This window comes from Aeromonas sp. QDB54 (genome assembly GCF_027707385.1).
Classification (GTDB): domain Bacteria; phylum Pseudomonadota; class Gammaproteobacteria; order Enterobacterales; family Aeromonadaceae; genus Aeromonas; species Aeromonas hydrophila.
In genome coordinates, this window is the sequence record NZ_JAPCIT010000015.1 from 31,431 (window position 1) to 57,817 (window position 26,387).

Sequence of the window (26,387 nt, forward strand, 5' to 3'; positions counted from 1 at the left end):
ATGCCCGCCACCCGACAAGCGGCGGGCGAGATTGCCGTCCACGGCCGGCGCGGGTAAGCTCGCCCCATCGGCCATCCATCTACTCATCCAGCAGCACCATGAACGACCTCGTGACCTACATCAGGGCCATCCATCGCCAGGCCGGGCCGGCGATCATCGTCCGCCAGCAGAGTGAACAGTACAGCGAGCAGGACGAGAGCGGCACCCTGACTCATCACCGGCAGACCCATTACTGGTTTGCCAACGACGTGGTCATCTGCCACCAGCTGGAGCTGGACGAAGAGCCCTCTCCGCAGATCTGCCCGGAGTGCTGGATCAGCTACTGGGTGGTCACCAGCCCCATTCCCATCACACCTGTGCGCAAGTTGTTCCACAACCCCTGCCAGGAGGCCTTCTGGCTCAAGATGCAGCAGATCACGCCAGCCGGCTGACCCGCTCTACCGGTAACCAACTCCCCATCAATACTGCTTGGTCTTGGAGGCAAACCCCGCCAGGAACAGCCCGGTCAGGAACATGCCGCAGAAGGCCTCGATGGCCGACAACAGCTGGAGCGGGGAGGAGGTCTGGGAGATGTCGCCATAGCCCAGGGTCACGAAGGTGACGATGCTGAAGTAGAGCGAGCGGCCCAGATGGTGGTAGGTAACCGAGGCCGGCGCCAGAAAATAGGTCAGGGTCGCCAGCAGGATCACCCCCATCGACAGCAACAGGCTGCGGATCGGCCGCTCACCAAAACCCCAGGTGATGAAGCTGATGAACTTGGCGGCGCACTTCAGGTAGCACAGCAGGGTGAGCCAGCCTTTCTTGAGCCAGCCGCTGCGCAGCCAGCACTCCTTGAACAGCTCTCTGGGGCTCGCCAGCGACTTCATCTCGTGCAGCTTCTCCTTGTAGTAACACTCGCCGGCATCGACGGTATCGCCCACGCTGGAGAAGAGCCGCTTGGCGTTGCGGTAGAGCTTGCTGGCTTCGCTGTGATCGACCCGGCCATTCTCGTTGTAGGCCACCTGCACCTTGTCCAGGTTGGTGTGCTCCATGGTGGCGTCGAAGTTCTTGGCCCGCACGTTGAAGTTTTTCAGCACCGCCCGGGAGGAGTGAAAACGGATCTCCTCGCACTCGATGGTGAAGTCCTGAAACACCCCGTCCTCCAGCGCCAGCTCCCGCTTCTTGGCCCAGGCCCTGTGGTCCCACAGCAGGGAGTCGAACAGATCGAGCCCGATCACCCCGCCGTTGACCCTCACCCCCTTGGCCGAGCAGTGCCACAGATAGACCTTGGAGTTGTTGACGGCGCCATCCAGCGAGAGCTCGTCCAGGCAGGTGAAGTCGAGCAACCGGCCGGAGATGATGGGGCTTTTCAGCTCGACGCCGCCGATGTTGAGCAGGCGGTGCTTGCCCAGCACCTGGGCCTCCCCCTTGTTGTTCTCGGAGACCGAGAGCAGGCTCTGCACCCGCTTCACCTCGTCCTTGCCGTGCTTGCCGGCCAGCCACATGCAGTAGGGTTCAAAGCGCGTCTCGGCGCGGATCAACCCGCTCTTGCGCAGGGACTCCAGCGCGCTCGAGGCTGTCTCATAGAGCCTGATCTTGTCGTCGCTCATGTAGAGACACAGGCTCAGCACGCAGCGGGAGCTGATGAAGCGGGCAATGCCGATCTGGAAGATCACCTGCTTGTCGATCTTCTGCTCCGTCATCCAGTCGTCGAAATGGGGCAGCGACGCCACCAGCAGATCCCAGATCAGGGGATAGTCGTTGGCCCGGCGCCACTCGTTGAACTGTTCGGGGGAAAGCTGCCAAAGCTCTGTAGCATTCATGGATGACCTCGCTCAAAAAACGGTTCCGTTTACCTGCTCCGGGCCTGGTACCCGATAAGCCTGCATGACCCGAACCGGGCAGGAGACGGACTCAGCAAGCCATCATACTAGCCGAGCCGACGAAGTCACTGATGGGGAGGGGACAGGGTGAGCCATGCGACAACTTGGCGCCGGTTGGCCCATTTATTGTCCGCAGTGAGTGCCAAATAGCGGCAAACAGGCAAAGAAAAAGCCCAGCATTGCTGCTGGGCTTTTGAATTGGCTCCTCCTACTGGACTTGAACCAGTGACATACGGATTAACAGTCCGCCGTTCTACCGACTGAACTAAGGAGGAATTAACTATCGGAGACCAGATATCGCTATCTCGTCGCCTTTATTGTGGTGCCCAGAGACGGAATCGAACCGCCGACACGGGGATTTTCAATCCCCTGCTCTACCGACTGAGCTATCTGGGCAAATGGTGCCGGCTACCGGAATCGAACTGGTGACCTACTGATTACAAGTCAGTTGCTCTACCTACTGAGCTAAGCCGGCACACTTTAAACCATTGTGCATGAACAAGTTTTTATTTCATGGCACCAAAATTTGGTGCCCAGAGACGGAATCGAACCGCCGACACGGGGATTTTCAATCCCCTGCTCTACCGACTGAGCTATCTGGGCGTGGGCGCTATTAAACGGATTTTAAGGCAGGTGGTCAACGGGAAATTTCACTTTTTGTCTCGTTCGTCTCTTTTTTGCTCAGGATCATCCATTTCCAGCACTTCTTCCTGCTCGGCACGGTTCTGGCGGCCCCAGACTCTGGGTTCCTCCCCCTTCAGCAGGCGGGCAATGTTCTCGTGATGGCGGATCAGAATGAGGCAGGAGAGCAGCGACACCGGCAACGTGTATTCCGGTTTGAGCAGGTAGGTAAAGAGCGGGGTCAGCAATACGGTAATGATGGAGGCCAACGACGAATAGCCGCTCACCAGCAGCACCAGCAACCAGGTGCCGATCACCGCGCCCCCCATGGTGAAACCGATGGGCATCATGGTGCCGAGCGCCGTGGCCACTCCCTTGCCGCCACGAAAGTGGAAGAAGATGGGGTACATGTGGCCGAGACAGGCAGCCACCCCGATAAAGCCGAGGTAGACGGGTTTGATCTGCAGATACCAGGCGAGGTAGACGGGAGCCGTGCCCTTGAGCACATCGAGCAGCAACACCACCACGGCCGCCAGCCGGCCACCGAGGCGCAGCACATTGGTGGCCCCCGGGTTGTGGGAGCCGTGATCACGGGGATCCGGCAGACCCGTGATGCGGGAAACCAGCACCGCACTGGACAGCGAGCCGCCCAGGTAGGCCAGAATAATCATCAAAATCGTCAGGGCCGTCATCTTGGTCGTTTTTACCACGATATGAATGGGGTATGATGCGGGCCACATTCTCTGGCGCCGACGTGGGGTTGCCCAACGCGTGTCGCCCAAACCGGCCGCCGGCACTCATCCGCTGGCCAGGCCTGCATCCCTGCGCTGTCATCACAGCCCATCAAGAGTAAAGAAGAAGTACTGTCATGGACAAGGTGTTTATTCGCGGACTCGAGGTTTTGACCACTATCGGTGTATACGAGTGGGAGAAAGGCATTCGCCAGAAGCTCTGTTTCGACCTCGAGATGGGGTTCGACAACCGCCCCGCCGCCGCAACCGACGATATCAAGCTGGCACTGGATTACGCCACCCTCTCTCGCAAGATCTGTGATCACGCCTCCAGCAAGGTAGTGGAGCTGGTCGAAACCATGGCCGAACAGGTCGCCATGCTGGTGCTGGCCGACGAACGAGTGCAGTGGGTCAAAGTCACCCTGACCAAACCGGGCGCCGTCCCCAACGCCGCCGGCGTCGGTGTCGAGATCCTGCGTCACCGCACCCCGGCCGCGAGCGCCAACTGATGACCCGCATCTATATCAGCCTGGGTTCCAGCCAGATGACAGGGAGTGCTGCATGACCTGTATCTACATCAGCCTGGGTTCCAACCAGATGACAGGGAGCACCGCATGACTCGTGTCTATATCAGCCTGGGATCCAACATCGAGCGGGAGCGTCATATCCGCGCCGGCCTCGATGCGCTGCAGGCCGAGTTTGGCGAGCTGCAGGTCTCCCGGGTGTTCGAGAGCGAGGCGGTGGGCTTCAACGGCCGCCCCTTCTACAACCTGGTGGTGGGCGCCGATACCGAGCTGCCGCTGGCGACCCTGTGCCAGCGACTGCGAGCCATGGAGTTTGCCCACGGCCGCGAGCCGGACGCCAAGAAGTTCGCCCCGCGCACCCTGGATCTCGATCTGCTGCTCTATGGCGAGCTGGTCTGCGAGACGCCGCTGGTGCTGCCGCGCGGCGAGATCCTCAGCAACGCCTTCGTGCTCTGGCCGCTGGCCGAACTGGCACCTGCCCTGCGCCATCCGCTGGATGGCCGCACTCTCGGTGAGCTGTGGGAGGGTTATGACAAGGCCTCCCAGCGGCTCTGCCCCATCCCCTTTCACTGGGCTGCGGGCGAATTGCAGCACCACTGAACAACAAGGGCACCCACGGGTGCCCTTGTTGTTGATGGACGGAGCTGATAACGGATAAGAAACCGTGATTGGGCCTGCGCCGGTGCAAGTGGCAGGATGGCCGCCATCACAGGAGAACCCCATGCCACTCGATACCATTCACGACTTCAACTGCCGGCTGCTGGCCGGGCTGCCCCATCAGCGCTTCGAGCACGAACCCATCCTCGATTACGCCACCGATGAAAAGGTGAGAGCCCGCCTTGGCTGGCAGGCCGAGTTCAGCAAAACCCTGTTTCTCAAGTTCAAGGATGGTCGCTTCGCCCTGCTGCTGACCCACAGGGACGGCCGACTCGACAACAAGGCGGTCAAGGCGGCGCTCGGCGCCAAGCCCTCCATCTGCACCGCCGACGAGATGCAGGCCCAGATCGGTTGCCTGCCGGGCGCGGTCTGCCCCTTCCTGCCCCGCGCCGACATTCCGTTGCTGGTGGATCCCACTCTCATGGCCCACCACGCCTTTACCTGGACGCCGGGCCACCCCGAGCAGACCTTCCTGCTGGAAACCGCCCACCTGGCCGGGCTGCTGACCCAGCTGCCCTGCCAGGTGAGCTACCTGCCAGCCCCCTGAGCCCGCGGCTCAGCGCTTGTCCCGCGCCAGCTGGGCGAAGATCAGCGCCGCCAGCATCGACATCAGGCCGATGCAGAGGTAGGTGAGGTGAAAGCCTCCCAGCCACTGACCATCCGCCGCCGACGAGCCGGCAGAGAAGAGCCCCAGCAGGCTGGCGGCGATGGCCACCCCCAGGCTCATGGAGAGCTGCATCACCACCGACAGCAGGCCGTTACCGCTGCTGGCAAACTCTGGGCTGAGATCCTGCAGGGTCAGGGTGTTCATGGCGGAGAACTGCAGCGAGTTGATGGCGCCGAACACCATCAGCCAGCCCAGCAGCACCCCGTAGGGGAGCTGGTTGTCGATGAGGGAGAAGCTGGCGATCATCACCCCGAGCGCCAGGGTGTTGCCGATCAGGATGCGGCGATACCCGATGCGCGGAATGAGCTTGTTCACCAGCGTCTTGGTCAACATGGCCCCCAGCACGGTGGGGATCATGGTCATCCCCGCCTTGCTAGGCGAGAAGCCGAGCCCCAGTTGCAGAAACAGCGGGGTGAGAAACGGCATGGCGCCGCTGCCGAGCCGGGCAAACAGGTTGCCCCAGATACCGATGGCGAAGGTGCTGGTCTTGAACAGCCCCAGCCCGAACAGCGGCTCCTCGGCATTGGCGGCGTAGAGCCAGTAGCTCGCCATGGCGGCCAGCCCGAACAGCAGGGCAAACAGCGCCCAGCCGGTGGAGATGCTGTGCTCTCCCAGCCCCTGCAGGCCCACCGACACCAGCACCATGCCGGCGCTGAACATCACGAATCCCTGCCAGTCGAACTTGGCCGTGCTCTGGCGCAGATCCGGCATGAAGTACCAGCTCGCGATAAAGCCGAGCAACCCCACCGGCAGGTTGATGAGAAACACCCAGTGCCAGCTCGCTACCTCCACCAGCCAGCCCCCCAGTGCCGGGCCGATGAGCGGCCCCACCAGGCCGGGGATGGTGACGAACGACATCACCCGCAGCAGCTCGTGCTTGCTGTAGACCCGCAGCACCGCCAGCCTGCCCACCGGCATCAGCAGGGCGCCACCAATCCCCTGCAGCACCCGCGCCGCCACCAGCAGCGGCAGGGAGTTGGCAGCCGCGCAGGCCAGGGAGCCCAGAGTAAACAGCAGGATGGCGGCCAGATAGATGCGGCGGGTGCCGAATCGGTCCGCCAGCCAGCCGGAAGCAGGAATGAGCAGCGCCACCGTCAGCATGTAGGCGATGATCACCGACTGCATCTGCAGCGGGCTCTCGCCCAGGGTCTCGGCCATGCTTGGCAGGGCGGTGTTGAGGATGGTGCCATCCAGCGTCTGCATGAAGAAACCGACCGCCGTGAGCGGCGGCAGCCATTTGCGCTGGGCAGGGGTCACCATGTGTGTGCTATCGGGCATCTGCATCCACCTCCTCTTCAGACAAAAAAAGACCCGCACAAGCGCGGGTCATCTCATTACATCAGGCATCAGGCTGGCCGAGCATGGCTCTGAGCTGCTCTTCCAGGCTGGGCTCGGGCGCCTTGAGCGTCTCAAGGAACAACCGCTCTATGCCCGCCTTGTCCTGACTTTTCACGATGAATACCAGCCGGGACTGGGCCTTGCCTTCCGGCCACTCTCCCAGCGCCTGCAGCGGATAGAGCTGGCCATGAACGCCGTGGATCACCACCGGCTGGCTCTCTCCCTCCAGCTGCAAGATGCCCTTGAGCCGCAGCAGCGCATCGCCGTATTGCGCCTGTACCGCGTCGATGGCGGCCAGCAGGCGGGACGGCTTGAGCGGCTCGCCGATGCGCAGGGCGAAACTCTCGATATTGCCGTGCTCGAAGTGGGTCGGCGCGGCCGTGCCCACCTTGGCGGCGAACGGCTTCATCTTCGGCTGCATCGGTGAGGCCAGCCCCTGTTTCGGGGCTTCGGTGCGCAGCCAGGCCAGCAGCTGGCGCACATCGCGCCCGGCCGCCTCGTTGTAAGCCCCCAGCTTCTCCAGCACTGCGGGCGAGAGCACCCCGTTGCTGACCCGTTCGATGGGGGCCGCCGGATTGAGGGCCGCCAGCTGGGCTTCGACTCGCTCCAGCGTCTCTTCATCCACCAGATCGCCCTTGCTCACTACCAGCAGATCCGCCAGCGCCACCTGTTTCACCGCTTCATACTGAGCCGCCAGCTGCTGCTCGATATGGCCGGCATCCACCACGGTGACGGTGCCGTCGAAACGGTAACGCTGGGCGATAAAGCCCTCTTCCCTCAACGTGAACAGCACGGGGGCCGGGTCAGCGAGGCCAGTAGTCTCGATGATGAGTCGCTTGAACGGTTTGATCTTGCGCTGAATGGCCTTCATAAACAGCCCCTGCAGCGCCTCCACCAGAGAGCCCTGCACCGAGCAGCAGATGCAGCCGGAATCGAGCAGCACCACCTGCTCGTCCACCTGCTGTACCAGGTGGTGATCCAGCCCCACCGAGCCGAACTCGTTGATCAGCACAGCGCACTCGCCAAGCTCGGGCTGCTTGACCCAGTGGTTGAGCAAGGTGGTCTTGCCGCTGCCGAGAAAGCCGGTCAGCAGGGTCACAGGGATACGCGTATCTTGCATGTCCGTCATAGGGATGACTCCCCTCTGGTCGGCAGGGTGATGAGTAAGCGAGTGTCTTGCATATCGGTCATGTCAGATCCTTACCGGTTGGCAAACAGGTCGGCGAGCCAGCGGTTTTCGAAACGGCCGTGGGGGTCGAGCTCGCCCTTGAGGGCCAGGAAGTCGTGCCAGCGCGGCAGCAGCGCCGGGAAGTCGTAGAGATCCATCGCCAGGTGCTTGCCGAAGTGCGGGATGCCGCCGAGCGGCACCAGCAGTTGCTGCAGCTCGCGCATCTGCTCCATGGAGCCGTTGACGAAGGTGCCGTCCGCCGCCAGATAGACCAGGAACCCGATCCAGCAGACCGACTGATCATAGGCGGCGCTGAGCCAGGCCTTGGAGGGGCCGGTGCAGCGCAGGATAAAGGGGTAATGCAGCACGCCGGGGTTGGCCTGCTGCCACGCCTGCAGGGTTTCCAGCGCCTCGTTCATGCGATGCAGCGGCACCGCCACCTCGCAGTTGATCTGGGGCGCCGGGATCCCCTTGCAGAGGATCTGGTAGACGTTGCCCACCAGATCGGAGGCATCCTTGAAGCGGCGCACCGTCTCGAAGTGCTCGCCGGCCAGCGCCTCATCCTTGGTGTCCTTGGCCATCTTCTGCAGAGTCGCATCTATGGTGGCATTCATGCGGGCGTCGATGTCGCCCTCCAGCAACAGCGGCTCGCTGCCACCGGCGCGGTAGCGGGCCACCTCTTCCTCGGAGGCCGGATCCACCAGCCAGATGTGGCTCTCGCCGGTCCAGGCGAACCACCAGCTCTTCACCAAGGCGTGCTCGCGATTGAGCCGCTCGTTGTGCGCCAGCAGGAAGGGATAGTCGGTAGTGAACTTGGTGCAGCGCATGATGCGGTTGGGCACGGTCTGCAGGGTGACGTCGAGCAGAATGCCGAGCATCCCCATGCCCATCACGAAGGCGCCGAAGCGTGGATCGCTGCGGTCCACCCGGATGATGTCGCCACTCGCCAGCATCACCGTCATCGCCTCTACCGCATCGCACAGGGCGGACTGGTGCAGCCCCTGGCCGTGAGTGCCGGTGCTGAGCGCACCGCCCAGGGTCTGGATGCCGATGACGCCGGGGGAAGCCGGCAGCATCCGCTCCATGGCGATGAGATCGGCGTAGACGGTGTCGAGCGGGGTGCCCGCCTGATAGGTAACGGTGTCGGCGGTCTGCCCTAGCTGGCCACGCAGGTGGTGCAAGTCCACCAGCAGCGCCTGGCTGCCCTCGGCATAGACGCTGTGGATGGGTTCGAAGGAGAGGCCGGAGCCGATGAGGCGCAGCTTGCGCTCGGGATTTTCCCGCAGCAGTTGTTGCAGTTCGTCGCGATTCTTCGGACGCCACACCTGCTCCAGTGCGCCGAGCGGATTGGTCCTGGACCAGTTGAACAGCACCTCCCGCTGACCTATCGCCTTGATGCTGTGAAATGCCTGGAACCTGACCGTCATACCGCCCCTCATCTTTATTGACGTCAAAATGAGCGCCAATTCTACCGAAAAGCGGGGCGCAAGGCATGAAAAACAAGCCCCTACAGTCGGGGGTGGATAGGGGAGAGCGCCTCTCCCCTCGCCTCAGCGCGTCTGCTGAGTCAGTGCCAGCAGCATGCCGAATCCCACCAGCAGCCCGCCAAACACCCGATCAATCCAGTGGCGCACCGCCAGCAGCCGACCCCGCACCGAGTCGGTGGAGAAGAAGATCGCCACCGCACTGAACCAGACGGCGTGGGCCAGCACGATGAAGGCGCCGTAACCGAGCTGGACCGCCAGCGGCGTCTGCGGCTGCACCACCTGCATGAACAGACTGACGATGAAGATGGTGGTCTTGGGGTTGAGCACATTGGTCAGAAAACCGGTGCGCAGCGCCCCTAGGCTGGAGAGGGCGGGCTGCTCGGCCAGCACCTCGGCGGTCACCGGTTTGGCCCGCAGCATCTTGATGCCAAGGAAGATGAGGTAGGCAGCCCCCGCCAGCTTGATGAGACTGAACAGCCAGAGCGACTGCTGGATCAGCAGCCCCACCCCGAGCAGGGTGTAGGTGACGTGCACGCAGACCCCGGCGCCGATGCCGAGCGCCGTCAGCACCCCGCTGCGACGCGAGAGCAGCAGGCTGTTGCGCGACACCATGGCGAAGTCGGGCCCCGGGCTGATGACGGCAAAGAAGGTAATGGCTACTACGGCTAACAATTCGGTCATGAAAATAGTCCTGATCACATGGAATATCGGCTATTTTATTTGGCCATAGCACCAATAACGAACGATAACTTCTGACATGAACGGTGAGAATGATTCACAGAAAAGCCTGTCGCTGCCGGCCCTGACCGCGCTGCGCTGTTTCGAGGTGGCGGCCCGTACCGAACACTTCAGCCGCGCCGCCGACGAGCTGCACCTCACCCACGGCGCGGTCAGCCGGGCGGTACGCCTGCTGGAAGAGGATCTCGGGGTCATGCTGTTCGAGCGGCGCCAGCGCCGGGTCTTTCTGACCGAGGCGGGGGATCGGCTCTATCAGGCGGTCAGGGAGGGGCTGGGCGGCATCCGCCAGACGGCGCAGGCGCTGCGCCGGCAGGGGCGGCCGACGTCGCTGGTCATCTCCTGCGAGCCAACCCTGCTGATGCGCTGGCTGATCCCGCGCTGGCCCGCCTTCCAGGCCCTGCATCCCGAGCTGGACGTGCACCTGATGGCCGGTGGCGGTGCCCTCAGCTTCGGCAGCGGCATCGATCTCGCCATCCGGCGCAACGACTTCCAGTGGCCGGCCGAGCTCTACAGCCAGCCGCTGTTCGAGGAGCTGACCGGGCCGGTCTGCCAGCCGGGCAAGGTGGCACAGTTCTTCGAGACGGGGGCCAACGGCCCGGCCCTGCGCCCTGCAGCCCCCCGCCTGCACACCAAGACCCGGCCGGGAGCCTGGCAGGAGTGGTTGCAGCACGCCGGCCAGTCCGCCGGCGAGGAGGCGCCGGGGCAGACCTTCGAGCATTTCTACTTCAGCCTGCAGGCGGCCGTCGCCGGGTTGGGGGTCGCCATCGGCCCCTACCGGCAGGTGTGCGACGACATCGAGGCCGGCCTGCTGGTGGCGCCGCTCGGCTTTTGTCCCGACGGCACCGGCTACCACCTGCTCGCCCCCGCCCCGCCCGCTCCCGGCAGCGCCCACGCCAGGCTGGCGGAGTGGCTGCAATCCCTCACCTGATGGCTCAGGCAGAAGCCAGCTGCGCCGTGCGGTCGACCTGAGGCTGGGCCAATGCAGCCTGAAAGTCGCGCAGCGGCAGCGGACGGCCAAACAGATAGCCCTGCAGGTAGTCGACGCCTTTGCGTTTCAGGTAGTCGGCCTGCTGGCGCGTCTCCACCCCCTCGGCAACCAGCGCGAGGCCGAGCCGGGTCCCCAGATCGATCACGTTGTCGACTATGTGCTCGGACAGGGATTCGGTGCCGATCCTGCCGATAAATGACTGATCTATCTTGAGATAGTCCACATGGAACTGCTGCAGGTAGTGCAGGCTGGAGTGGCCGGTGCCAAAATCGTCCATGGCCAGCCTGACCCCCATCTGGTCGAGCTGGCGAAACAGCATCAGGGTCTGGGGATCCGCCACCAGAAGCTCCCGCTCGGTCAGCTCCAGCACCAGTACTACCTGGCCCGGCGCGAAGTGATCGAGGAAGCGCCGGCACTCGGCAAGCAGCGCCATGTCGCGACAGTGGGCGGCACTGATGTTGAAGCTGATGTGAAACCCGTCGGGCACCAGGTCGCGCTCCATGCTCAGCTCGCGGGCCACCTCCTCCATCAGCAGGCTGGTCATCGGCACGATCAGACCGCTCGCCTCCGCCTGGGGGATGAAGAAATCCGGGCGGATCAGCCCGGCCGTCGGGTGCTGCCAGCGCATCAACACCTCGGCCCCGATCACCCGCTCGCTCCCCGCCGCCACCAGCGGTTGCAAATAGGGCACAAACTCCCGATTGCGCAGGGCTCGCGCCAGCTCGACCTCCGGTGAACGGGGCCGTCCCAGCAGCCACCAGATGAGCAGGGCGAAGCCGAGGGAGATCCCCAGCAACAGCAAAATGGCCCAGCGCCTGGCCTGCCACAGGGAGTTCCAGAACGAGGGCACCTCGTGCCCGGCATAGATCGAGAGCGGATAGCGGCTGGAGTGGATCTCATGGCTGGCCAGCATCGGCTGCGGCTGTCCCCCTTCGCTCAGCACGCCCCGCTCATCCAGCCACTGCTGCCCCACGTGCAGCAGCAGGGTGCAGGGCCGTCCGCTCAGCACCAGCATGAAGCGCAGGTACTCGCCGTCTATGGTGCTGAAAGCGGCCCCCTTGCCATGGCTGTCGCGCAGGGCCAGCAGGGGGTGGTGGGCCCGCACCTGGTTGCCCGCCAACAGCAGCAGCCGTCCACCGCTGTAGCGCTCGAGCCGATCCGGCCACTGGATGGCACCGAACAGCGAGTTGCAGTAGATCCCGTTCTCCCCCACCAGGTTGACGGTGCGCACGAAGGGCACCAACGCCACCTGCTGGCGCAGGGTGAACAGGGCCTGCTCGCACGGCTGATCGATGAAGGGAAAGAGCGAGCGGTTCGCACTCTCGGCGTGGGCCAGCATGGTTTCCATCAGGGTCACCGCCTGTCTGGCGGAGTGCTCGGACTGACGATCCAGAGCGTGCATATGACTGTTGTAGATGGCCCAGCCGCCGAGCGAGAAAGGCAGGCTGAACAGCAACAGGGTGCAGCCAAGACGGAGCCAGGGACGGGAGAAATCCAGATTGGGCAGCGACATCGACATAGCGGGACCAGACAGCAAACATGGCAGCCCACCTTAACAGCCGATGCTGAACCCAGCCCTAATGTGTGCAAAAAACAACCAAGCATGCCCAGAACAAAAACAAAAGCCCCGGCACGGACCGGGGCTTTGCATCAGCACGGGAGCGCCATGACGGCGCCGACCCTTACACCGCTTGCTGCAGGATCACCGCATCGGCCTTCTTGGTGTAGGAGGCGATCTCGTTGAAGTTGAGGTAGCGATAGGTGTCGGCCGCAGTGGCGTCCAGGGTCTTGGCGTACTGCAGGTACTCGGCCACGGTCGGGATCTTGCCGATGATGGCGGCAACCGCAGCCAGCTCGGCAGAGGCCAGATAGACGTTGGCACCCTTGCCCAGACGGTTCGGGAAGTTGCGGGTGGAGGTGGAAACCACGGAGGCCCCTTCCGCTACCCGCGCCTGGTTGCCCATGCAGAGGGAGCAGCCCGGGATCTCGATGCGGGCACCGACCCGGCCGAAGATGCCGTAGTAGCCCTCTTCGGTCAGCTGATCCTTGTCCATCTTGGTGGGCGGGGCGATCCACATGCGGGTCGGCAGCTCGCCCTGATACTTCTCGAGCAGTTTGCCGGCGGCGCGGAAGTGACCGATGTTGGTCATGCAGGAACCGATGAACACCTCGTCGATCTGGTCGCCAGCCACGTCGCTCAGCAGACGGGCATCGTCCGGATCGTTCGGCGCGCACAGGATCGGCTCCTTGATGGTGGCCAGATCGATCTCGATGATTTCGGCGTACTCGGCATCCTTGTCCGCTTCCATCAGCACCGGGTTGGCCAACCACTCTTCCATCCCCTTGATGCGGCGAGTGATGGTGCGTACATCGCCGTAGCCTTCGGACAGCATCCACTTCAGCATCACGATGTTGGACTTCAGATACTCGATGATCGGCTCTTTATCCAGCTTGATGGTGCAACCGGCGGCGGAACGCTCGGCGCTGGCGTCGGCCAGTTCGAACGCCTGCTCCACCTTCAGGGTCGGCAGACCTTCGATCTCGAGGATGCGGCCGGAGAAGATGTTCTTCTTACCCGCTTTCTCGACGGTCAGCAGCCCTTTCTGGATGGCGGCGTAGGGGATGGCATGGACCAGGTCACGCAAGGTGATGCCCGGCTGCAACTCGCCCTTGAAGCGCACCAGCACGGATTCCGGCATATCCAGCGGCATCACGCCGGTGGCGGCGGCGAAGGCCACCAGACCGGAGCCCGCCGGGAAGGAGATGCCGATGGGGAAACGGGTGTGGGAGTCACCACCGGTACCCACGGTATCCGGCAGCAGCATGCGGTTCAGCCAGGAGTGGATGACGCCGTCACCCGGACGCAAGCTCACGCCGCCACGGTTCATGATGAAGTCCGGCAGGGTGTGGTGGGTCTGTACGTCGATGGGCTTGGGATAGGCCGCGGTGTGGCAGAAGGACTGCATGGTCAGATCGGCGGAGAAGCCGAGGCAGGCCAGATCTTTGAGCTCGTCGCGGGTCATCGGGCCCGTGGTGTCCTGGGAACCGACCGTGGTCATCTTGGGTTCGCAGTAGGTGCCCGGGCGGATGCCCTTCACGCCGCACGCCTTGCCCACCATCTTCTGGGCCAGGGTGAAGCCCTTGCCGGTGTCGGCGACAGGCTGCGGACGACGGAACACGGTGGAGAACGGCAGACCCAGCGCTTCGCGGGCCTTGTCGGTCAGGCCGCGGCCGATGATCAGCGGGATACGGCCACCGGCGCGCACTTCGTCGATCAGCACGTCGGTTTTCAGTTCAAACTGCGCCAGCACCTGGTCGGTGCCGTGCTTGCAGATCTTGCCGGCAAACGGGTAGATGTCGATGACATCGCCCATCTCCAGTTTGGAGACATCCACCTCGATGGGCAGAGCGCCGGCATCTTCCATGGTGTTGAAGAAGATCGGGGCAATCTTGCCACCGAGGCAGACACCGCCGGCGCGCTTGTTCGGCACGTGCGGAATGTCGTCGCCCATGAACCAGAGCACCGAGTTGGTGGCGGATTTACGGGAAGAACCGGTACCGACCACGTCACCCACGTAAGCCAGCGGGAAACCTTTCTCTTTCAGGGCATCGATGGTCTTGATGGGGCCAATGACGCCATCCTTGTCCGGGGTGATGCCGGGACGGGCGTTCTTCAGCATGGCCAGCGCGTGCAGCGGAATGTCCGGGCGGGACCAGGCGTCCGGCGCCGGCGACAGGTCGTCGGTGTTGGTTTCGCCGGTCACCTTGAACACGGTGACGGTGATCTTCTCGGCCAGTTCAGGGCGGGAGAGGAACCACTCGGCGTCGGCCCAGGATTGCATCACCTGCTTGGCGTGGGCATTGCCCGCCTTGGCCTTCTCTTCCACGTCGTGGAAGGAATCGAACATCAGCAGGGTGTGGGAGAGGCCCTTGGCGGCAAGAGGAGCCAGGGTCCCGTGGTCCAGCAGGTCGATCAGCGGCTGAATGTTGTAACCACCCTGCATGGTGCCCAGCAGCTCGACGGCCTCGGCAGCGCTCAGGATGGGAGAGTGGGCTTCGCCCTTGGCGACGGCGGTGAGGAAGCCGGCTTTGACATAGGCCGCTTCATCAACACCAGGGGGAATACGGGAGGACAACAGCTCTTTCAGAAAGTCTTGTTCGCCGGCGGGCGGGTTCTTCAGCAGCTCGACCAGGGCGGCGACCTGCTCTGCGTCCAGAGGTTTGGCAACCACGCCTTCGGCGGCACGTTCTGCGACGTGTTTACGGTATGTTTCAAGCACGACTAATTCCTCTTTGGTCTTTTTTTGGGGTTCGCCCACGCTCGCGGCGATCGTCCTTGCGGGACACCCGTAGGGTGCCCCCCACTATATAAGTTTTAACGACTAATTAAAATCCAAAGCCTGTACAGATATTCATCAAAACAACATAACCATCTAAAGTTGCTGGTGTTTTACAAACAGATAAATGGCACACCAGAAATAAGTTAACAAAAAGGCAGCATTTGACCGCTATTCGAATGTGCTGCCCAATTGCAGATAGAACATGTCGTTGCCCCCCTCCGCCATGCCGTAGCCGAGGAAGATGGGGCCGAGGAAGCTCTCCACCCCCACGTAGACGGAGCCGGCGGTGAAGGAGCTCTCCATGCTGATGTCTTCGCCCTTGTCCCACACCCCGCCCTGCTCGAGGGAGCCGCCCAGATAGAGCGGCGCCCGCAGCGCGCCGAAGTCGTTGTCCGCCACCCGGTAGATGTAGCGCAGCCCGCCAAACAGGCTGTAACGGCCGCTCAGCTGATAGCGCTGGAAGCCGGACATGCGGAACAACCCGCCCAGATCCTGCACGAACAGCGGCAGCTCTTCCTGGGAGGTAGAGCCCCCACCCTCCAGCAACAGGTTCAGGCTGTGTCTGTCCCAGGACCAGGGCTTGACCATCGCCAGGTGATAGTTGACCCCCTCATAGCGATCATCTATGTCACTGTTATTATCCAGCCGGACGGCGGAGTACCCCCCCTTGATGTCCCAGTAGGCGCCCTGATAGGGGAAGTAGCGGCTGTCGAGGGTATCGTGCTCGAAGCGGACATAGGGGCCCCAGGAGGAGGCATCCACCTTGGCATCCGCCACGTTGCGCACATCGATGTCGCCCACCTTCCCCTCCAACCCGAGCGAGAGGCGGCTCCAGGGCTGGCGATTCCAGCCCACCGCCAGATCGACGTTGGTGAAGTTGTATTCGGAATCGACATAGCTCACCCCGTCCGCCGCCCGCGTCTCCTCGGGCATGAAGATGCGGCGCTGGGTCTTGTCGTAGGCCAGGCTCGCCTCGCCGAAGAAGGTCTGGGAGGGCTCCAGCGGGGTGTAGAAGTCGGTCTTGAAGTGCTTGGCGGTGCCGAGCGATGCCTCGGTCAGCCACTCGGCCCCCCAGTCGTTGACGTTGGTGAGGGTGTAGGACATGCCCACGTTGTAGTTGGAGCTGCTCTCGAAGTCATCGGAGAAGCCGAACTGGAAGTTGAGGTAGCCCGGCCCCCAGTTCTTCTCGCTGGCGTTGACCACCAGCACGTTCTCGCCGCCCCGCTCCTCCACCTCATAGGTGATGCGATCGAACGACTCCAGCGCATAGAGCCGGCGAATGCCCGCCTCCAGGCTCTCGTTGGTCTGGATCTTGTCGGGCCGCACCTTCAGCATGGCGCGCACCGTCTCGTCGGAGAGACGGGACTTGTTGATGATCTCCACCTTGTCGATGTAGTAGGCGGGCTGGCCGCTGCGCTCGGCGCGCCGGCTCAGCTTCTGGTTGCGATAGGCGGTATAGGCAGCGGGCGAGAGAGAGAGCGCATCGAGCTGGGCCGAGGCGCGGTTGGCCACCTGCTCCCCGAGCTTGATCCCCTCCGGCATCAGGGCGAAGTCGGCGATGCCCATGTTGCCGAACTCAGGCGTCAGCAATACGTCCCTGGGCCCCATCAGCGCCTTCTGTTTCTCGGTGCCGACCTGGGTCATGTAGGTGGTGAGCTGATCGATCATGGCCAGCCCCGACTTCAAGGACTCGCGGGTGCGCAGCTTGGCGCTGATGTCCACCGCGATCACCACGTCGGCCCCCATCGCCTTGGCGACGTCTACCGGCATGTTGTTGACGGTACCGCCATCGGCCAGGATGTGTCCCTCCCACTCCACCGGTTTGAGGGCACCGGGAATGGACATGGACGCCTGCATCGCCTTGGCGAGGCTGCCGTGGTCCAGCACGAAGGGGGTCACCGTCTCCATGTCGGTGGCCATGGCGCGATAGGGAATGGGCAGATCGTCGAAGCTCTTCTGCACCGGCAGGTTGGAGGTGGCGTGGCGCAGCAGGCTGGCCATGGACTGGCCCTGGAAGAAGCCGTCGGGGAACTGGACCGAGTCGCCATTGATACCGATGTCGGTACGCAGCTGATACTGCTCGCTCTGCTGCTTCTTGCGCAGGGAGAGCTCGTCGCGCCCCACCTTGTCCTGATAGCCCTTGTTCCAGTCGATGGCCAGGGTGGTGCGCTCCACCTCTTCGGCGCTGAGTCCCATGGCGTACATACCCGCCACGTAGGAACCCATGCTGGTGCCCACTATGATGTCGACCGGGATGCGCTTCTCTTCCAGCACCTTGAGGATGCCGATGTGGGCCGCCCCCTTGGCGCCGCCGCCGCTGAGCACCAGGGCAATTTTGGGCCGCTCGGACTGGGCCGCCGCCATCAGCGGCAGACAGGCCAGCAATATCAGGAACAGGGGGTTCCATCCTCGACGAAAGATGCGCATATGATTTTCCATTGAATCCAGGGCGAGCCAGCTAGGCAGTGAAGCCTACTATAAGGGGCGGCCGGCGAACCGCAACAGTTCGCAGGGGATATCGGCACGCATTGCGACGCTGGCCGCCCATGCAGCGATGTGAGCGCAAACGTAATCCGTCAATAAAGTGGGTCGGCCTATCAAGGGTGACGCCGGGCTGCCGCTAATATGTCCTCAATCCCGTGTTCACACACCCGAGTCACTCCTATGCTTGCAAGCCTGACACTCAAACAGAAAATCCTGGCCACGGTCACCCTGGCCGTGGTGCTCTCCTGCCTGCTGGTAGGCTACTTCAGCCAGCGCTCGGCGCAGCAGCTGATCGAAAGCCGTATGTTCGAGCAGGAGCTGCCCAACCTGACCCAGCGCATCGGCAAGGAGATCGAGAAGGATCTCACCTCGGTCGCCGGCGCCGCCAGACAGCTGGCCAACGATCGCTTCGTGCTGGACTGGGTGGCCCGCGGCATGCCCAAGGAGCAGGAGTCGATCCTGATCGACCAGCTCAAGGACATGGCAGCCCAGTACGGGCTGGTCACCGCCTCATTCGCCGATCGCCAGAGCGCCGCCTACTACAACCAGGATGGCTTCCTGCGCAACCTCACCCCGGAGCAGGATGCTTGGTTCTATGGCTACACCAAGAGCCAGCAAGACCTAATGCTCAGCATCTTTCGCGAGAGCAACGGCGAGGTGAAGCTGTTCGTCAACTTCCAGCAGCTCAATGGCCGCGGCCTCGCTGGCCTCGCCAAGTCCCTCGACAGCATGGTCAGCATGCTCGCCAACTTCCGCATCGGCGACAGCGGCTTCGTGTTCATGACCGACGGCAGCGGCAAGGTGAAACTGCACCCAGACGCCAGCCGCATCGACCGTGACAGCCTGGCCCAGCTGGCAAGCGGCAGCGGCAACCTGCTGAACAAGCAGCCCTTTGCCGCCACCCACGCCGAGATCGACGGCCAGCCGGTGGTGCTGGCCAGCAGCTACATTCCGCTGCTCGACTGGTATCTGGTGGCCCAGGTGCCGGAAGCGGAGATCTATGCCGAACTGGACCGTGCCCGCCTGCACATCCTGCTGGTGAGCCTGGCCATCGCCGCCGGCATGGGGCTGCTCGGCATGCTGCTGGCCGGCTCGGTGAGCCGCCCGCTCAACCAGCTGGCCCGTCTGTTCCGCGAACTCGGCAGCGGCGACGGCGATCTGACCCAGCGCCTCAAGGTGGAGGGGCGGGATGAACTGGCCCAGGTGGCCACCGGCTTCAACAACTTCGTCGCCAAGATCCACGGCTCCATCGAGCAGGTGGCGAGCAACTCCCGCCAGCTCGCCGCCACCGCCAACGAAGTGGCCGCCAAGGCCCAGCTGACTCAGCACAACTGTACCGCCCAGCGCGATCGCACCGTGCAGGTGGCCACCGCCATCCACGAGATGGGCGCCACCGTGAGTGAAATCGCCGGCAATGCCTCGCTGGCGGCCGATGTGGCCAAGCAGGCCAACGAACAGGCCGACGCCGGCGCCCTGGTGGTAGCCCAGGCCCGTCACGGCATCGTCGGCCTCTCCGGCGAGATTGAGCAGGTGGCCGGGGTGATCGAGTCGCTGGCCAGCCAGACCGACTCCATCGGCAGCATCCTCGACACCATCCGCAGCATCTCGGAGCAGACCAACCTGCTGGCGCTCAACGCCGCCATCGAGGCCGCCCGCGCCGGGGAACAGGGCCGCGGCTTCGCGGTGGTGGCCGACGAGGTGCGCAACCTCGCCAGCCGATCCGCCGCCTCCACCGCCGAGATCCAGGGCATGATCAACCGGCTGCAGGAGCAGAGCGCCCGCGCCGTCAGCGCCATGGCCCAGGGCCGCAACCAGAGCCTGGACGTGGTGACCCAGGCTGATGAGGCCAACGGCGCCCTCGGCCAGATCACCGCCCACATCACCCAGATCAGCGACATGAACATCCAGGTCGCCACCGCCACCGAAGAGCAGTCCAGCGTGGTGGGCGAGATCAACCGCAACGTGGAAGACATTAACCAGCTCACCATGGAGACCGCCGACATCGCCCACCAGCTGACCGAGTCGAGCCGCAGCCTGCAGCACCTCTCCGGCGAGCTGGACAAGCTGGTCGGCAACTTCCGGCTTTAAGACTTCTGACATCATGAGGGGCGCTATGGCGCCCCTTTTTGTTGGTTGTTTGTTAACAACAACTCAAGTTGGCGCCAAATCCGTCGATTTATACTCTGACAATTCACATCGTCATGATCAGCGAGGAAAACCCATGCTAGAAGGTAAACTGACGCTCAAATTGCAGCTGATCCTGGCTGTCACCGTGCCCTGTCTCGCCCTGCTGCTGGTGGGCGGTGCCAGCCTCAAGAGCATGGGCACCATCCAGCAGCAATCCACCGAGCTTTACCAGAACACCGCCACCCCCATGCGCGCCATGGCGGAGGTGGTGTCGCGCATTCCCCGCATGCGGGTCGGCATCGACATGATGCTGCTGCAGGATACCTCTCTCAAGGATGCGAAGGGGGTGATCACCCGGGTCAAGGAGAGCCGGGAGGAGGACATTCCCGAGATGCGTCAGGCCATGCAACAGGCCGTCACCGCCCAGACCGACCCCGCCGCCAAAGCCAATGCCCAGCAGTTGCTCAGCCAGTTCGAGGGAATGGCGAGCAACGAGCTGGCTCCCATGCTGCAGGCGCTGGAACAGGGCGACATGGAAGCGGCAAGGGGCATCTATCGGGATCGCTATACCGTCACCTACGGCACCATGCGCAAGGATGCCAACGCCCTGCTCGACGGCCTGATCCAGCAGGCCCAGCAGCGTCATCAGCTCGGTGAACAGAGCTATGCCAGCGGGCGGCTGCAGATGATCAGCATCATCACCGGCGCCATCCTCATCTCGCTGCTGGTCTCGGTACTCATCCTGATGAACCTCAAGCGCCGGGTCGGCTTCCTGCAGCAGTACATCGGCTATGCCGCCGAACACCTGGCGCTGGATTCCCGTGCCCAGCTGAACGGCAATGACGAGCTGGCGGAGATCACGGTGAGCTTCAATCACTTCGTCAGCAAGATCCACAGCGCCATCGAGCAGGTGGCCCGTAACTCCCACCAACTGGCCGCCACGGCCGACGAGGTGGCCGCCAAGGCCCAGCTGACCCAGCAGAACTGTACCGCCCAGCGCGATCGCACCGTGCAGGTGGCTACCGCCATCCACCAGATGGGCGCCACCGTCACCGAGATCGCCGGCAACGCCTCCCTCGCCGCAGAAGTGGCGAGACAGGCCAACGAGCAGGCGGATGCGGGTGCCGGCGTGGTCGCCCAGGCGCGCCACGGCATCGTCGGTCTCTCCGACGAGATTGCACAGGTCGCCGGGGTGATCGAGTCGCTGGCGACCCAGACCGACTCCATCGGCAGCATTCTGGAAACCATCCGCAGCATCTCGGAGCAGACCAACCTGCTGGCACTGAACGCCGCCATCGAGGCCGCCCGCGCCGGGGAGCAGGGTCGTGGTTTCGCCGTGGTGGCGGATGAGGTGCGCAACCTTGCCAACCGCTCCGCCGCCTCCACCGCCGAGATCCAGGGCATGATCAACCGGCTGCAGGAGCAGAGTGCCCGCGCCGTCAGCGCCATGACCCAGGGCCGCAGCCAGAGCCTGGCCGTCGTGACCCAGGCTGACGAGGCCAACGGCGCGCTCGGCCAGATCACCGCCCACATCACCCAGATAAACGACATGAACATCCAGGTCGCCACCGCCACCGAAGAGCAGTCGAGCGTGGTCGGCGAACTCAACCGCAACGTGGAGGACATCAACCAGCTCACCATGGAAACCGCCGACATTGCCCACCAGCTGACCGATGCCAGTCGCGGCCTGCAGCAGCTCTCCGGCGAGCTGGACAAGCTGGTCGGCAACTTCCGTCTGTAGCTTTTGGCTGCCTCGGCACGACTTGCCAGAGGGCGCTGCGGCGCCCTCTGTCGCCACCACGGCAGGCCGTGACGCAGGGGCTTTGCGCCGCCTCCACCCGCCTCTGAAAATGCCCCATAATCAGGAAAATGAGAGGAGGAGTTATGGGCAAGCTGGTAGTGATGATCTTGTTGAGCGGTCTGCTCAGCGCCTGCAGCAGCGGGCCGGTACGGGTACACGGCGCCGACGTGAGCGTGGACGATACCCGGATACGGGTCAGCGACGGGGATCGGGGGGGTTATGGTACCTTCTGTCCGCCGGGGCAGGCCAAGAAAGGGCGCTGCTAGCGCCCTTTTTTACAGTCATACATCTTCTGGTCCGCCTGCTGCAGCAGCTGTTCCAGCGCAGGCGGCGAGCGTCCGTCATAATGTCCCACGCCGATCGAGCAGGTCAGCTGATAGGGTTTGCCACCCTCCTGATTGAAGACGGCCAGAGCCTCGGCAAAACGGGCCAATACCCTTGTTATCTCAAGAGGGCCTGAACCCAGCAGCAGCACCGCAAATTCATCACCCCCCAGCCGGGCAAAAATATCCGCCTCCCGAAAAACCCGGCACATCAGACCGGCCATCTGTTGCAAGGCATCATCACCCACATCGTGCCCAAGCCGGTCGTTGATCTCCTTGAAACGGTTGAGATCGATGAACAGCAGGGTAGCCTCCCGCTCCTGCCGGTGAGCCAGTTGCAGACATTTTTGCGCCAGCAGCATGAAGCCGCGTCGATTGGTAATACCGGTCAGTTCATCGAGCGTAGCCAGCTGGATCGCGGCCAGCTCGCGCTCCACCATGCCGGCCAGATCCGTCAGCAAGTCCTGTTGGCGGGAATCCAGCAGTCGCGGCTTGCGATCAATGATGCACAGAGTACCCAGCTTGTAGCCTTCGCCAATCTGTAACGGGCAGCCGGCATAGAAGCGGATATGGGGTTCACCGGATACCAGTGGATTATCGGCAAAGCGCAGATCCTGCCTGGTATCCTCCACCACGAACAGACCATCACCGAGAATGGCATGCCCACAGAAAGAGACGTCGCGCGGTGTCTCCTGCACCGGCAAACCACAACAGGATTTGAACCACTGCCGGTTTTCATCCACCAGCGACACCAACGAGATGGGCACATCAAACATGCTGCGCGCCATCCTGGTGATCCGATCGAAACGCTCTTCGGCGGAACTGTCGAGAATGGAGATCTGGCGCAATGCGTCGAGGCGCAATCTTTCATTGTCAGGGATAGCCGGTGTTTGCATGGCTGACTCCAGCAAGTGATATGGAAGTCATTAGCATAGCAATCAGCCCCGAACAAATCTCAGCTATATACAAAAACAAAAAAGCCGCTCGATTGAGCGGCTTTTTTACAGGCAGAAGCGAATTACTTCTTCTTCTTGGCCTTGGCGTTCGGCAGGTCGGTGATGGAGCCTTCGAACACTTCGGCAGCCAGACCCACAGACTCGTGCAGAGTCGGGTGAGCGTGGATGGTCAGCGCGATGTCTTCGGCGTCGGCACCCATCTCGATGGCCAGACCGATTTCACCCAGCAGTTCACCACCGTTGGTACCCACAATGGCACCACCGATGACGCGGCCGCTCTCCTTGTCGAAGATCAGCTTGGTCATGCCGTCGGAGCAGTCGGACGCGATGGCGCGACCGGAAGCCGCCCACGGGAAGGTGGCCACTTCGAAGTTCAGCCCTTGTTGCTTGGCTTCCTTCTCGGTCAGACCAACCCAGGCCATCTCTGGCTCGGTGTAGGCGATGGACGGGATCACTTTCGGGTCGAAGTAGTGCTTCTTGCCGGCGATGACTTCGGCAGCCACGTGGCCTTCGTGCACACCCTTGTGAGCCAGCATCGGCTGACCAACGATGTCACCGATGGCGTGGATGTGAGCCACGTTGGTACGCAGCTGCTTGTCCACCTCGATGAAACCGCGCTCGGTCACGGCAACGCCGGCCTTCTCGGCATCCAGCATCTTGCCGTTCGGCACACGACCTACGGCAACCAGCACGTTGTCGTAACGCACCGGCTCGGCCGGGGCGTGCTTGCCTTCGTAGGAGACGTACAGGCCGTCTTCACGGGCTTCAACTGCGGTGACCTTGGTCTCCAGCATGATGTTGAACTTCTTGGCCACGCGCTTGGTGTAGATCTTGACGATGTCTTTGTCGGCAGCCGGTACCAGCTGGTCGGCAAATTCAACCACATCGATCTCGGAACCCAGGGAGGAGTACACGGTACCCATCTCCAGGCCGATGATGCCGCCACCGATAACCAGCAGTTTGCCAGGAACGGTAGTCAGCTCCAGCGCATCGGTAGAGTCCCATACGCGCGGGTCGTCATGCGGGATGAACGGCAGCTTCACCGGACGGGAACCGGCAGCGATGATGGCGTTGTCGAAGGTAACGGTGGTCTTACCGTCTTCCCCGGTCACTTCGAGCGTGTTCGGGCCGGTAAACTTACCGAAGCCGTTAACAACCTGTACTTTACGCATCTTGGCCATGCCAGCCAGACCGCCGGTCAGCTGGTTGATGACTTTCTCTTTCCACAGACGGATCTTGTCGATGTCGGTCTGCGGGGCACCGAAGACGATGCCGTGCTCGGCCAGCGCCTTGGCTTCTTCAATGACTTTGGCGACGTGCAGCAGCGCCTTGGACGGGATGCAACCCACGTTCAGGCAGACGCCACCCAGGGTGGAGTAACGCTCGACGATAATGGTATCCAGACCCAAATCAGCCGCACGGAAGGCAGCGGAATAACCGGCAGGGCCAGCACCCAGTACTACGACCTGGGTTTTGATTTCTTTACTCATCATGACCTCTTTGTCGTTCTTATATCCCCGGACAGCGCAGTCTTAAACCAGAACGAGGCGGCTGCAGCCGTGAAAAAAACGGGGCAAGTTTACAATCCTGTTAACGAAATGAGAAGTAAAAAGGGCAGGCTCTGGGCCCGCCCTCTCACTTACAGGACCAGTCGACGAATGTCGGACAGTACGCCGTTCATGGTGGTGATGAAGCGGGCTCCATCGGCACCATCGATGACGCGGTGGTCGTAGCTCAGGGCCAGCGGCAGCATCAGGCGCGGCGCGAACTCTTTGCCGTTCCACTTCGGCTTCATCTCGGACTTGGAGACACCGAGGATGGCCACTTCCGGCGCGTTGACGATCGGGGTAAAGCTGGTACCGCCGATGCCACCCAGGCTGGAGATGGTGAAGCAACCGCCCTGCATGTCGGCAGCGGTCAGCTTGCCGGCACGGGCCTTCTTGGAGATCTCGGCCAGATCGCGAGACAGCTCCATGATGCCCTTCTTGTTGACGTCGCGCACCACGGGCACAACCAGACCGTTGGGGGTATCCACCGCCACACCGATGTGGATGTACTTCTTCATGATCAGCTTGCTGCCATCTTCGGACAGGGAGCTGCAGAAGCGTGGATGGGCTTCCAGCGCCTTGGCGGCGGCTTTCAGGATGAACACCAGCGGGGTGATCTTCACGTCAGCCTTCTGCTTCTCGAGCATCGCGTTCTGCTCTTTGCGGAACGCTTCCAGCTCGGTGGTATCGGCTTCGTCGAACTGGGTGACATGGGGGATCATGACCCAGTTACGGTGCAGGTTCGGACCGGAGATCTTCTGGATCCGGGTCAGATCGACCTCTTCCACATCACCGAACTTGCTGAAATCGACCTTCGGCCACGCCAGCACACTCATGCCGCTACCGTTGCCAGTGCCTTGACCTGCAGCCGGAGCGGACTCGGCGCGCTTGACCGCATCCTTCACGTAGGCTTGCACGTCTTCTTTGACGATGCGGCCCTTGCGACCGGAGGCTTTCACCTTGGCCAGGTTGACGCCGAACTCGCGCGCCAGACGGCGCACGGCCGGAGAGGCGTGTACGTAGGCATCGTTGGCAACGAAGTCGGAGGCGGCAGAAGCCTGGGCAACCGGAGCCGGAGCAGCGGCAACAGGGGCAGCAGCGACCGAGGCGGCAGCCTGAGCAACCGGGGCAGCGGCGGCGGCCGGAGCAGCACCAGCCACTTCGAATACCATGATCAGGGAACCGGTGGAGACCTTGTCACCCGCCTTCACCTTGATCTCTTTGACCACACCGGCGAACGGCGCAGGCACTTCCATGGAGGCCTTGTCACCTTCCACGGCGATCAGGGACTGGTCGGCTTCAACCTTGTCACCCACGGCGACCATGATCTCGGTGACTTCGACTTCGTCGCCACCGATATCCGGTACATTGACCTCTTTGGCAGCGGCGGCAACCGGGGCAGCAGCCACGGGAGCGGCAGCCTGGGCCGGTACAGCAGCAACGGCAGGAGCGGCGCCAGCCACTTCAAAGACCATCACCAGGGAACCGTTAGAGACCTTGGCGCCAGCGGCAACCTTGATCTCGACCACGCGGCCCGCGAACGGTGCCGGCACTTCCATGGAGGCCTTGTCACCTTCCACGGCTATGATGGACTGGTCGGCTTCAACCATGTCGCCCACGGCAACCATGATCTCGGTCACGTCCACTTCGTCGTCACCGATGTCCGGCACGTGCACGTCTTTGCGAGCGGCAGCAGCAGGAGCTGCGGCCGGTGCGGCTGCAACCGGTGCAGCGGCCTGAACCGGCGCAGGTGCGGCAGCACCTTCGGCTTCGAAGATCATGATCTGGGAACCGGTGGCAACCTTGTCACCCACCTTGATCAGGATCTCTTTGACGATACCGGCGGACGGGGCCGGTACTTCCATGGAGGCCTTGTCGCCTTCTACCGCGATGATGGACTGATCGAGTTCGACCTTGTCACCCACGGCCACCATGATCTCGGTGACTTCAACTTCATCGGCGCCGATATCCGGCACCATAATCTGTTTGGACATTGTGCTTTATCCTCTTGCGTGCATCCGCGTGACC

Annotated in this window: 20 protein-coding genes and 4 tRNA genes; 8 read left to right on the forward strand and 16 right to left on the reverse strand. The window is 62.8% G+C overall.

Annotation, left to right across the window (positions count from 1 at the left end; translation table 11 throughout):
- Window positions 1–98 precede the first annotated feature (98 nt).
- Window positions 99–431 carry a hypothetical protein gene (locus tag PG881_RS15200; RefSeq protein ID WP_270801102.1) on the forward strand — a complete coding sequence of 111 codons (333 nt, stop codon included), beginning with the start codon at window positions 99–101 and terminating at the stop codon, window positions 429–431.
- Between the two features lie 27 nt (window positions 432–458).
- Here the strand turns inward: PG881_RS15200 and PG881_RS15205 are convergent, their stop codons facing one another.
- The 6 genes from PG881_RS15205 to plsY all read right to left on the reverse strand — a co-directional run bounded on the left by PG881_RS15205 (window position 459) and on the right by plsY (window position 3,175).
- Entirely contained in the window at window positions 459–1,802 is a 1,344-nt protein-coding gene (locus PG881_RS15205; RefSeq protein WP_039213987.1) for a potassium channel family protein, read from the reverse strand.
- Window positions 1,803–2,061: 259 nt separating this feature from the next.
- Window positions 2,062–2,137 (reverse strand) — tRNA-Asn (locus tag PG881_RS15210).
- A gap of 45 nt (window positions 2,138–2,182) precedes the next feature.
- Window positions 2,183–2,258 (reverse strand) — tRNA-Phe (locus PG881_RS15215).
- A 3-nt stretch (window positions 2,259–2,261) separates the two neighbouring features.
- Window positions 2,262–2,337: transfer RNA gene (locus tag PG881_RS15220), tRNA-Thr, on the reverse strand.
- Between the two features lie 52 nt (window positions 2,338–2,389).
- Window positions 2,390–2,465: transfer RNA gene (locus tag PG881_RS15225), tRNA-Phe, on the reverse strand.
- 47 nt (window positions 2,466–2,512) lie between these two features.
- Complete coding sequence (gene plsY / locus PG881_RS15230; protein WP_016352149.1) at window positions 2,513–3,175, reverse strand: glycerol-3-phosphate 1-O-acyltransferase PlsY; 663 nt, start codon at window positions 3,173–3,175, stop codon at window positions 2,513–2,515.
- Between the two features lie 176 nt (window positions 3,176–3,351).
- Here plsY and folB point away from each other — a divergent pair, with 176 nt between their 5' ends.
- The 3 genes from folB to PG881_RS15245 all read left to right on the forward strand — a co-directional run bounded on the left by folB (window position 3,352) and on the right by PG881_RS15245 (window position 4,942).
- A complete protein-coding gene (gene folB, locus PG881_RS15235; RefSeq protein WP_011707547.1) occupies window positions 3,352–3,723 on the forward strand; it encodes a dihydroneopterin aldolase in 372 nt (123 codons plus the stop codon).
- Window positions 3,724–3,828: 105 nt separating this feature from the next.
- A complete protein-coding gene (gene folK, locus PG881_RS15240) occupies window positions 3,829–4,338 on the forward strand; it encodes a 2-amino-4-hydroxy-6-hydroxymethyldihydropteridine diphosphokinase (protein WP_270801104.1) in 510 nt (169 codons plus the stop codon).
- A gap of 121 nt (window positions 4,339–4,459) precedes the next feature.
- A complete protein-coding gene (locus tag PG881_RS15245) occupies window positions 4,460–4,942 on the forward strand; it encodes a YbaK/EbsC family protein (RefSeq protein WP_270801107.1) in 483 nt (160 codons plus the stop codon).
- A 9-nt stretch (window positions 4,943–4,951) separates the two neighbouring features.
- On the opposite strand, the gene mdtD is transcribed toward PG881_RS15245, so the two are convergent.
- The 4 genes from mdtD to PG881_RS15265 all read right to left on the reverse strand — a co-directional run bounded on the left by mdtD (window position 4,952) and on the right by PG881_RS15265 (window position 9,736).
- Window positions 4,952–6,340, reverse strand: coding sequence for a multidrug transporter subunit MdtD (gene mdtD / locus PG881_RS15250; protein ID WP_029302083.1), 1,389 nt, complete (start codon window positions 6,338–6,340; stop codon window positions 4,952–4,954).
- A 61-nt stretch (window positions 6,341–6,401) separates the two neighbouring features.
- The gene (locus PG881_RS15255; protein WP_270801109.1) at window positions 6,402–7,529 is read right to left on the reverse strand and encodes a CobW family GTP-binding protein; all 1,128 of its coding nucleotides are present in this window, start codon (window positions 7,527–7,529) and stop codon (window positions 6,402–6,404) included.
- A 71-nt stretch (window positions 7,530–7,600) separates the two neighbouring features.
- On the reverse strand, window positions 7,601–8,995 hold the full coding sequence (locus PG881_RS15260; protein WP_270801111.1) for a D-arabinono-1,4-lactone oxidase: 1,395 nt from the start codon (window positions 8,993–8,995) through the stop codon (window positions 7,601–7,603).
- Window positions 8,996–9,118: 123 nt separating this feature from the next.
- On the reverse strand, window positions 9,119–9,736 hold the full coding sequence (locus PG881_RS15265; protein ID WP_270801113.1) for a LysE family translocator: 618 nt from the start codon (window positions 9,734–9,736) through the stop codon (window positions 9,119–9,121).
- A gap of 76 nt (window positions 9,737–9,812) precedes the next feature.
- Between PG881_RS15265 and PG881_RS15270 the strand changes: the two genes are divergently transcribed.
- Window positions 9,813–10,721 carry a LysR family transcriptional regulator gene (locus PG881_RS15270; protein ID WP_270801116.1) on the forward strand — a complete coding sequence of 303 codons (909 nt, stop codon included), beginning with the start codon at window positions 9,813–9,815 and terminating at the stop codon, window positions 10,719–10,721.
- A gap of 4 nt (window positions 10,722–10,725) precedes the next feature.
- Here PG881_RS15270 and PG881_RS15275 read toward each other — a convergent pair whose 3' ends face one another.
- The 3 genes from PG881_RS15275 to PG881_RS15285 form a co-directional block, all read right to left on the reverse strand.
- Complete coding sequence (locus tag PG881_RS15275; RefSeq protein ID WP_270801117.1) at window positions 10,726–12,300, reverse strand: cyclic diguanylate phosphodiesterase; 1,575 nt, start codon at window positions 12,298–12,300, stop codon at window positions 10,726–10,728.
- A gap of 163 nt (window positions 12,301–12,463) precedes the next feature.
- Window positions 12,464–15,061: a bifunctional aconitate hydratase 2/2-methylisocitrate dehydratase gene (acnB, locus tag PG881_RS15280; protein WP_016352156.1), complete on the reverse strand. Its 2,598-nt coding sequence runs from the start codon at window positions 15,059–15,061 to the stop codon at window positions 12,464–12,466.
- A gap of 228 nt (window positions 15,062–15,289) precedes the next feature.
- Entirely contained in the window at window positions 15,290–17,548 is a 2,259-nt protein-coding gene (locus tag PG881_RS15285) for a patatin-like phospholipase family protein (protein ID WP_270801120.1), read from the reverse strand.
- A 237-nt stretch (window positions 17,549–17,785) separates the two neighbouring features.
- Between PG881_RS15285 and PG881_RS15290 the strand changes: the two genes are divergently transcribed.
- From PG881_RS15290 to PG881_RS15300, 3 genes are all read left to right on the forward strand, one after another.
- Entirely contained in the window at window positions 17,786–19,693 is a 1,908-nt protein-coding gene (locus tag PG881_RS15290) for a methyl-accepting chemotaxis protein (RefSeq protein WP_270801122.1), read from the forward strand.
- Window positions 19,694–19,826: 133 nt separating this feature from the next.
- Window positions 19,827–21,473, forward strand: coding sequence for a methyl-accepting chemotaxis protein (locus PG881_RS15295; RefSeq protein ID WP_065475387.1), 1,647 nt, complete (start codon window positions 19,827–19,829; stop codon window positions 21,471–21,473).
- 143 nt (window positions 21,474–21,616) lie between these two features.
- Window positions 21,617–21,799, forward strand: a complete 183-nt coding sequence (locus PG881_RS15300; protein ID WP_011707560.1) for a hypothetical protein — start codon at window positions 21,617–21,619, stop codon at window positions 21,797–21,799.
- On the opposite strand, the gene PG881_RS15305 is transcribed toward PG881_RS15300, so the two are convergent.
- The 3 genes from PG881_RS15305 to aceF form a co-directional block, all read right to left on the reverse strand.
- A complete protein-coding gene (locus PG881_RS15305) occupies window positions 21,796–22,752 on the reverse strand; it encodes a GGDEF domain-containing protein (RefSeq protein ID WP_270801127.1) in 957 nt (318 codons plus the stop codon). The genes PG881_RS15300 and PG881_RS15305 overlap by 4 nt on opposite strands.
- A 122-nt stretch (window positions 22,753–22,874) precedes the next feature.
- A complete protein-coding gene (gene lpdA, locus PG881_RS15310; protein WP_011707561.1) occupies window positions 22,875–24,302 on the reverse strand; it encodes a dihydrolipoyl dehydrogenase in 1,428 nt (475 codons plus the stop codon).
- A 149-nt stretch (window positions 24,303–24,451) separates the two neighbouring features.
- Entirely contained in the window at window positions 24,452–26,353 is a 1,902-nt protein-coding gene (gene aceF, locus PG881_RS15315; protein WP_270801131.1) for a pyruvate dehydrogenase complex dihydrolipoyllysine-residue acetyltransferase, read from the reverse strand.
- Between the last annotated feature and the right edge of the window lie 34 nt (window positions 26,354–26,387).

Coding starts and splice junctions, on each gene's coding strand:
- PG881_RS15270 (WP_270801116.1), top strand. CDS start 9,813: ATGAACGGTGAGAATGATTCACAGAAAAGCCTGTCGCTGCCGGCCCTG.
- PG881_RS15255 (WP_270801109.1), bottom strand. CDS start 7,529: ATGACGGACATGCAAGATACGCGTATCCCTGTGACCCTGCTGACCGGC.
- PG881_RS15305 (WP_270801127.1), bottom strand. CDS start 22,752: ATGCAAACACCGGCTATCCCTGACAATGAAAGATTGCGCCTCGACGCA.
- lpdA (WP_011707561.1), bottom strand. CDS start 24,302: ATGAGTAAAGAAATCAAAACCCAGGTCGTAGTACTGGGTGCTGGCCCT.
- mdtD (WP_029302083.1), bottom strand. CDS start 6,340: ATGCCCGATAGCACACACATGGTGACCCCTGCCCAGCGCAAATGGCTG.
- PG881_RS15285 (WP_270801120.1), bottom strand. CDS start 17,548: ATGCGCATCTTTCGTCGAGGATGGAACCCCCTGTTCCTGATATTGCTG.
- PG881_RS15300 (WP_011707560.1), top strand. CDS start 21,617: ATGGGCAAGCTGGTAGTGATGATCTTGTTGAGCGGTCTGCTCAGCGCC.
- PG881_RS15200 (WP_270801102.1), top strand. CDS start 99: ATGAACGACCTCGTGACCTACATCAGGGCCATCCATCGCCAGGCCGGG.
- PG881_RS15265 (WP_270801113.1), bottom strand. CDS start 9,736: ATGACCGAATTGTTAGCCGTAGTAGCCATTACCTTCTTTGCCGTCATC.
- plsY (WP_016352149.1), bottom strand. CDS start 3,175: ATGACGGCCCTGACGATTTTGATGATTATTCTGGCCTACCTGGGCGGC.
- folK (WP_270801104.1), top strand. CDS start 3,829: ATGACTCGTGTCTATATCAGCCTGGGATCCAACATCGAGCGGGAGCGT.
- PG881_RS15205 (WP_039213987.1), bottom strand. CDS start 1,802: ATGAATGCTACAGAGCTTTGGCAGCTTTCCCCCGAACAGTTCAACGAG.
- PG881_RS15295 (WP_065475387.1), top strand. CDS start 19,827: ATGCTAGAAGGTAAACTGACGCTCAAATTGCAGCTGATCCTGGCTGTC.
- aceF (WP_270801131.1), bottom strand. CDS start 26,353: ATGTCCAAACAGATTATGGTGCCGGATATCGGCGCCGATGAAGTTGAA.
- PG881_RS15290 (WP_270801122.1), top strand. CDS start 17,786: ATGCTTGCAAGCCTGACACTCAAACAGAAAATCCTGGCCACGGTCACC.
- PG881_RS15245 (WP_270801107.1), top strand. CDS start 4,460: ATGCCACTCGATACCATTCACGACTTCAACTGCCGGCTGCTGGCCGGG.
- PG881_RS15260 (WP_270801111.1), bottom strand. CDS start 8,995: ATGACGGTCAGGTTCCAGGCATTTCACAGCATCAAGGCGATAGGTCAG.
- folB (WP_011707547.1), top strand. CDS start 3,352: ATGGACAAGGTGTTTATTCGCGGACTCGAGGTTTTGACCACTATCGGT.
- PG881_RS15275 (WP_270801117.1), bottom strand. CDS start 12,300: ATGTCGATGTCGCTGCCCAATCTGGATTTCTCCCGTCCCTGGCTCCGT.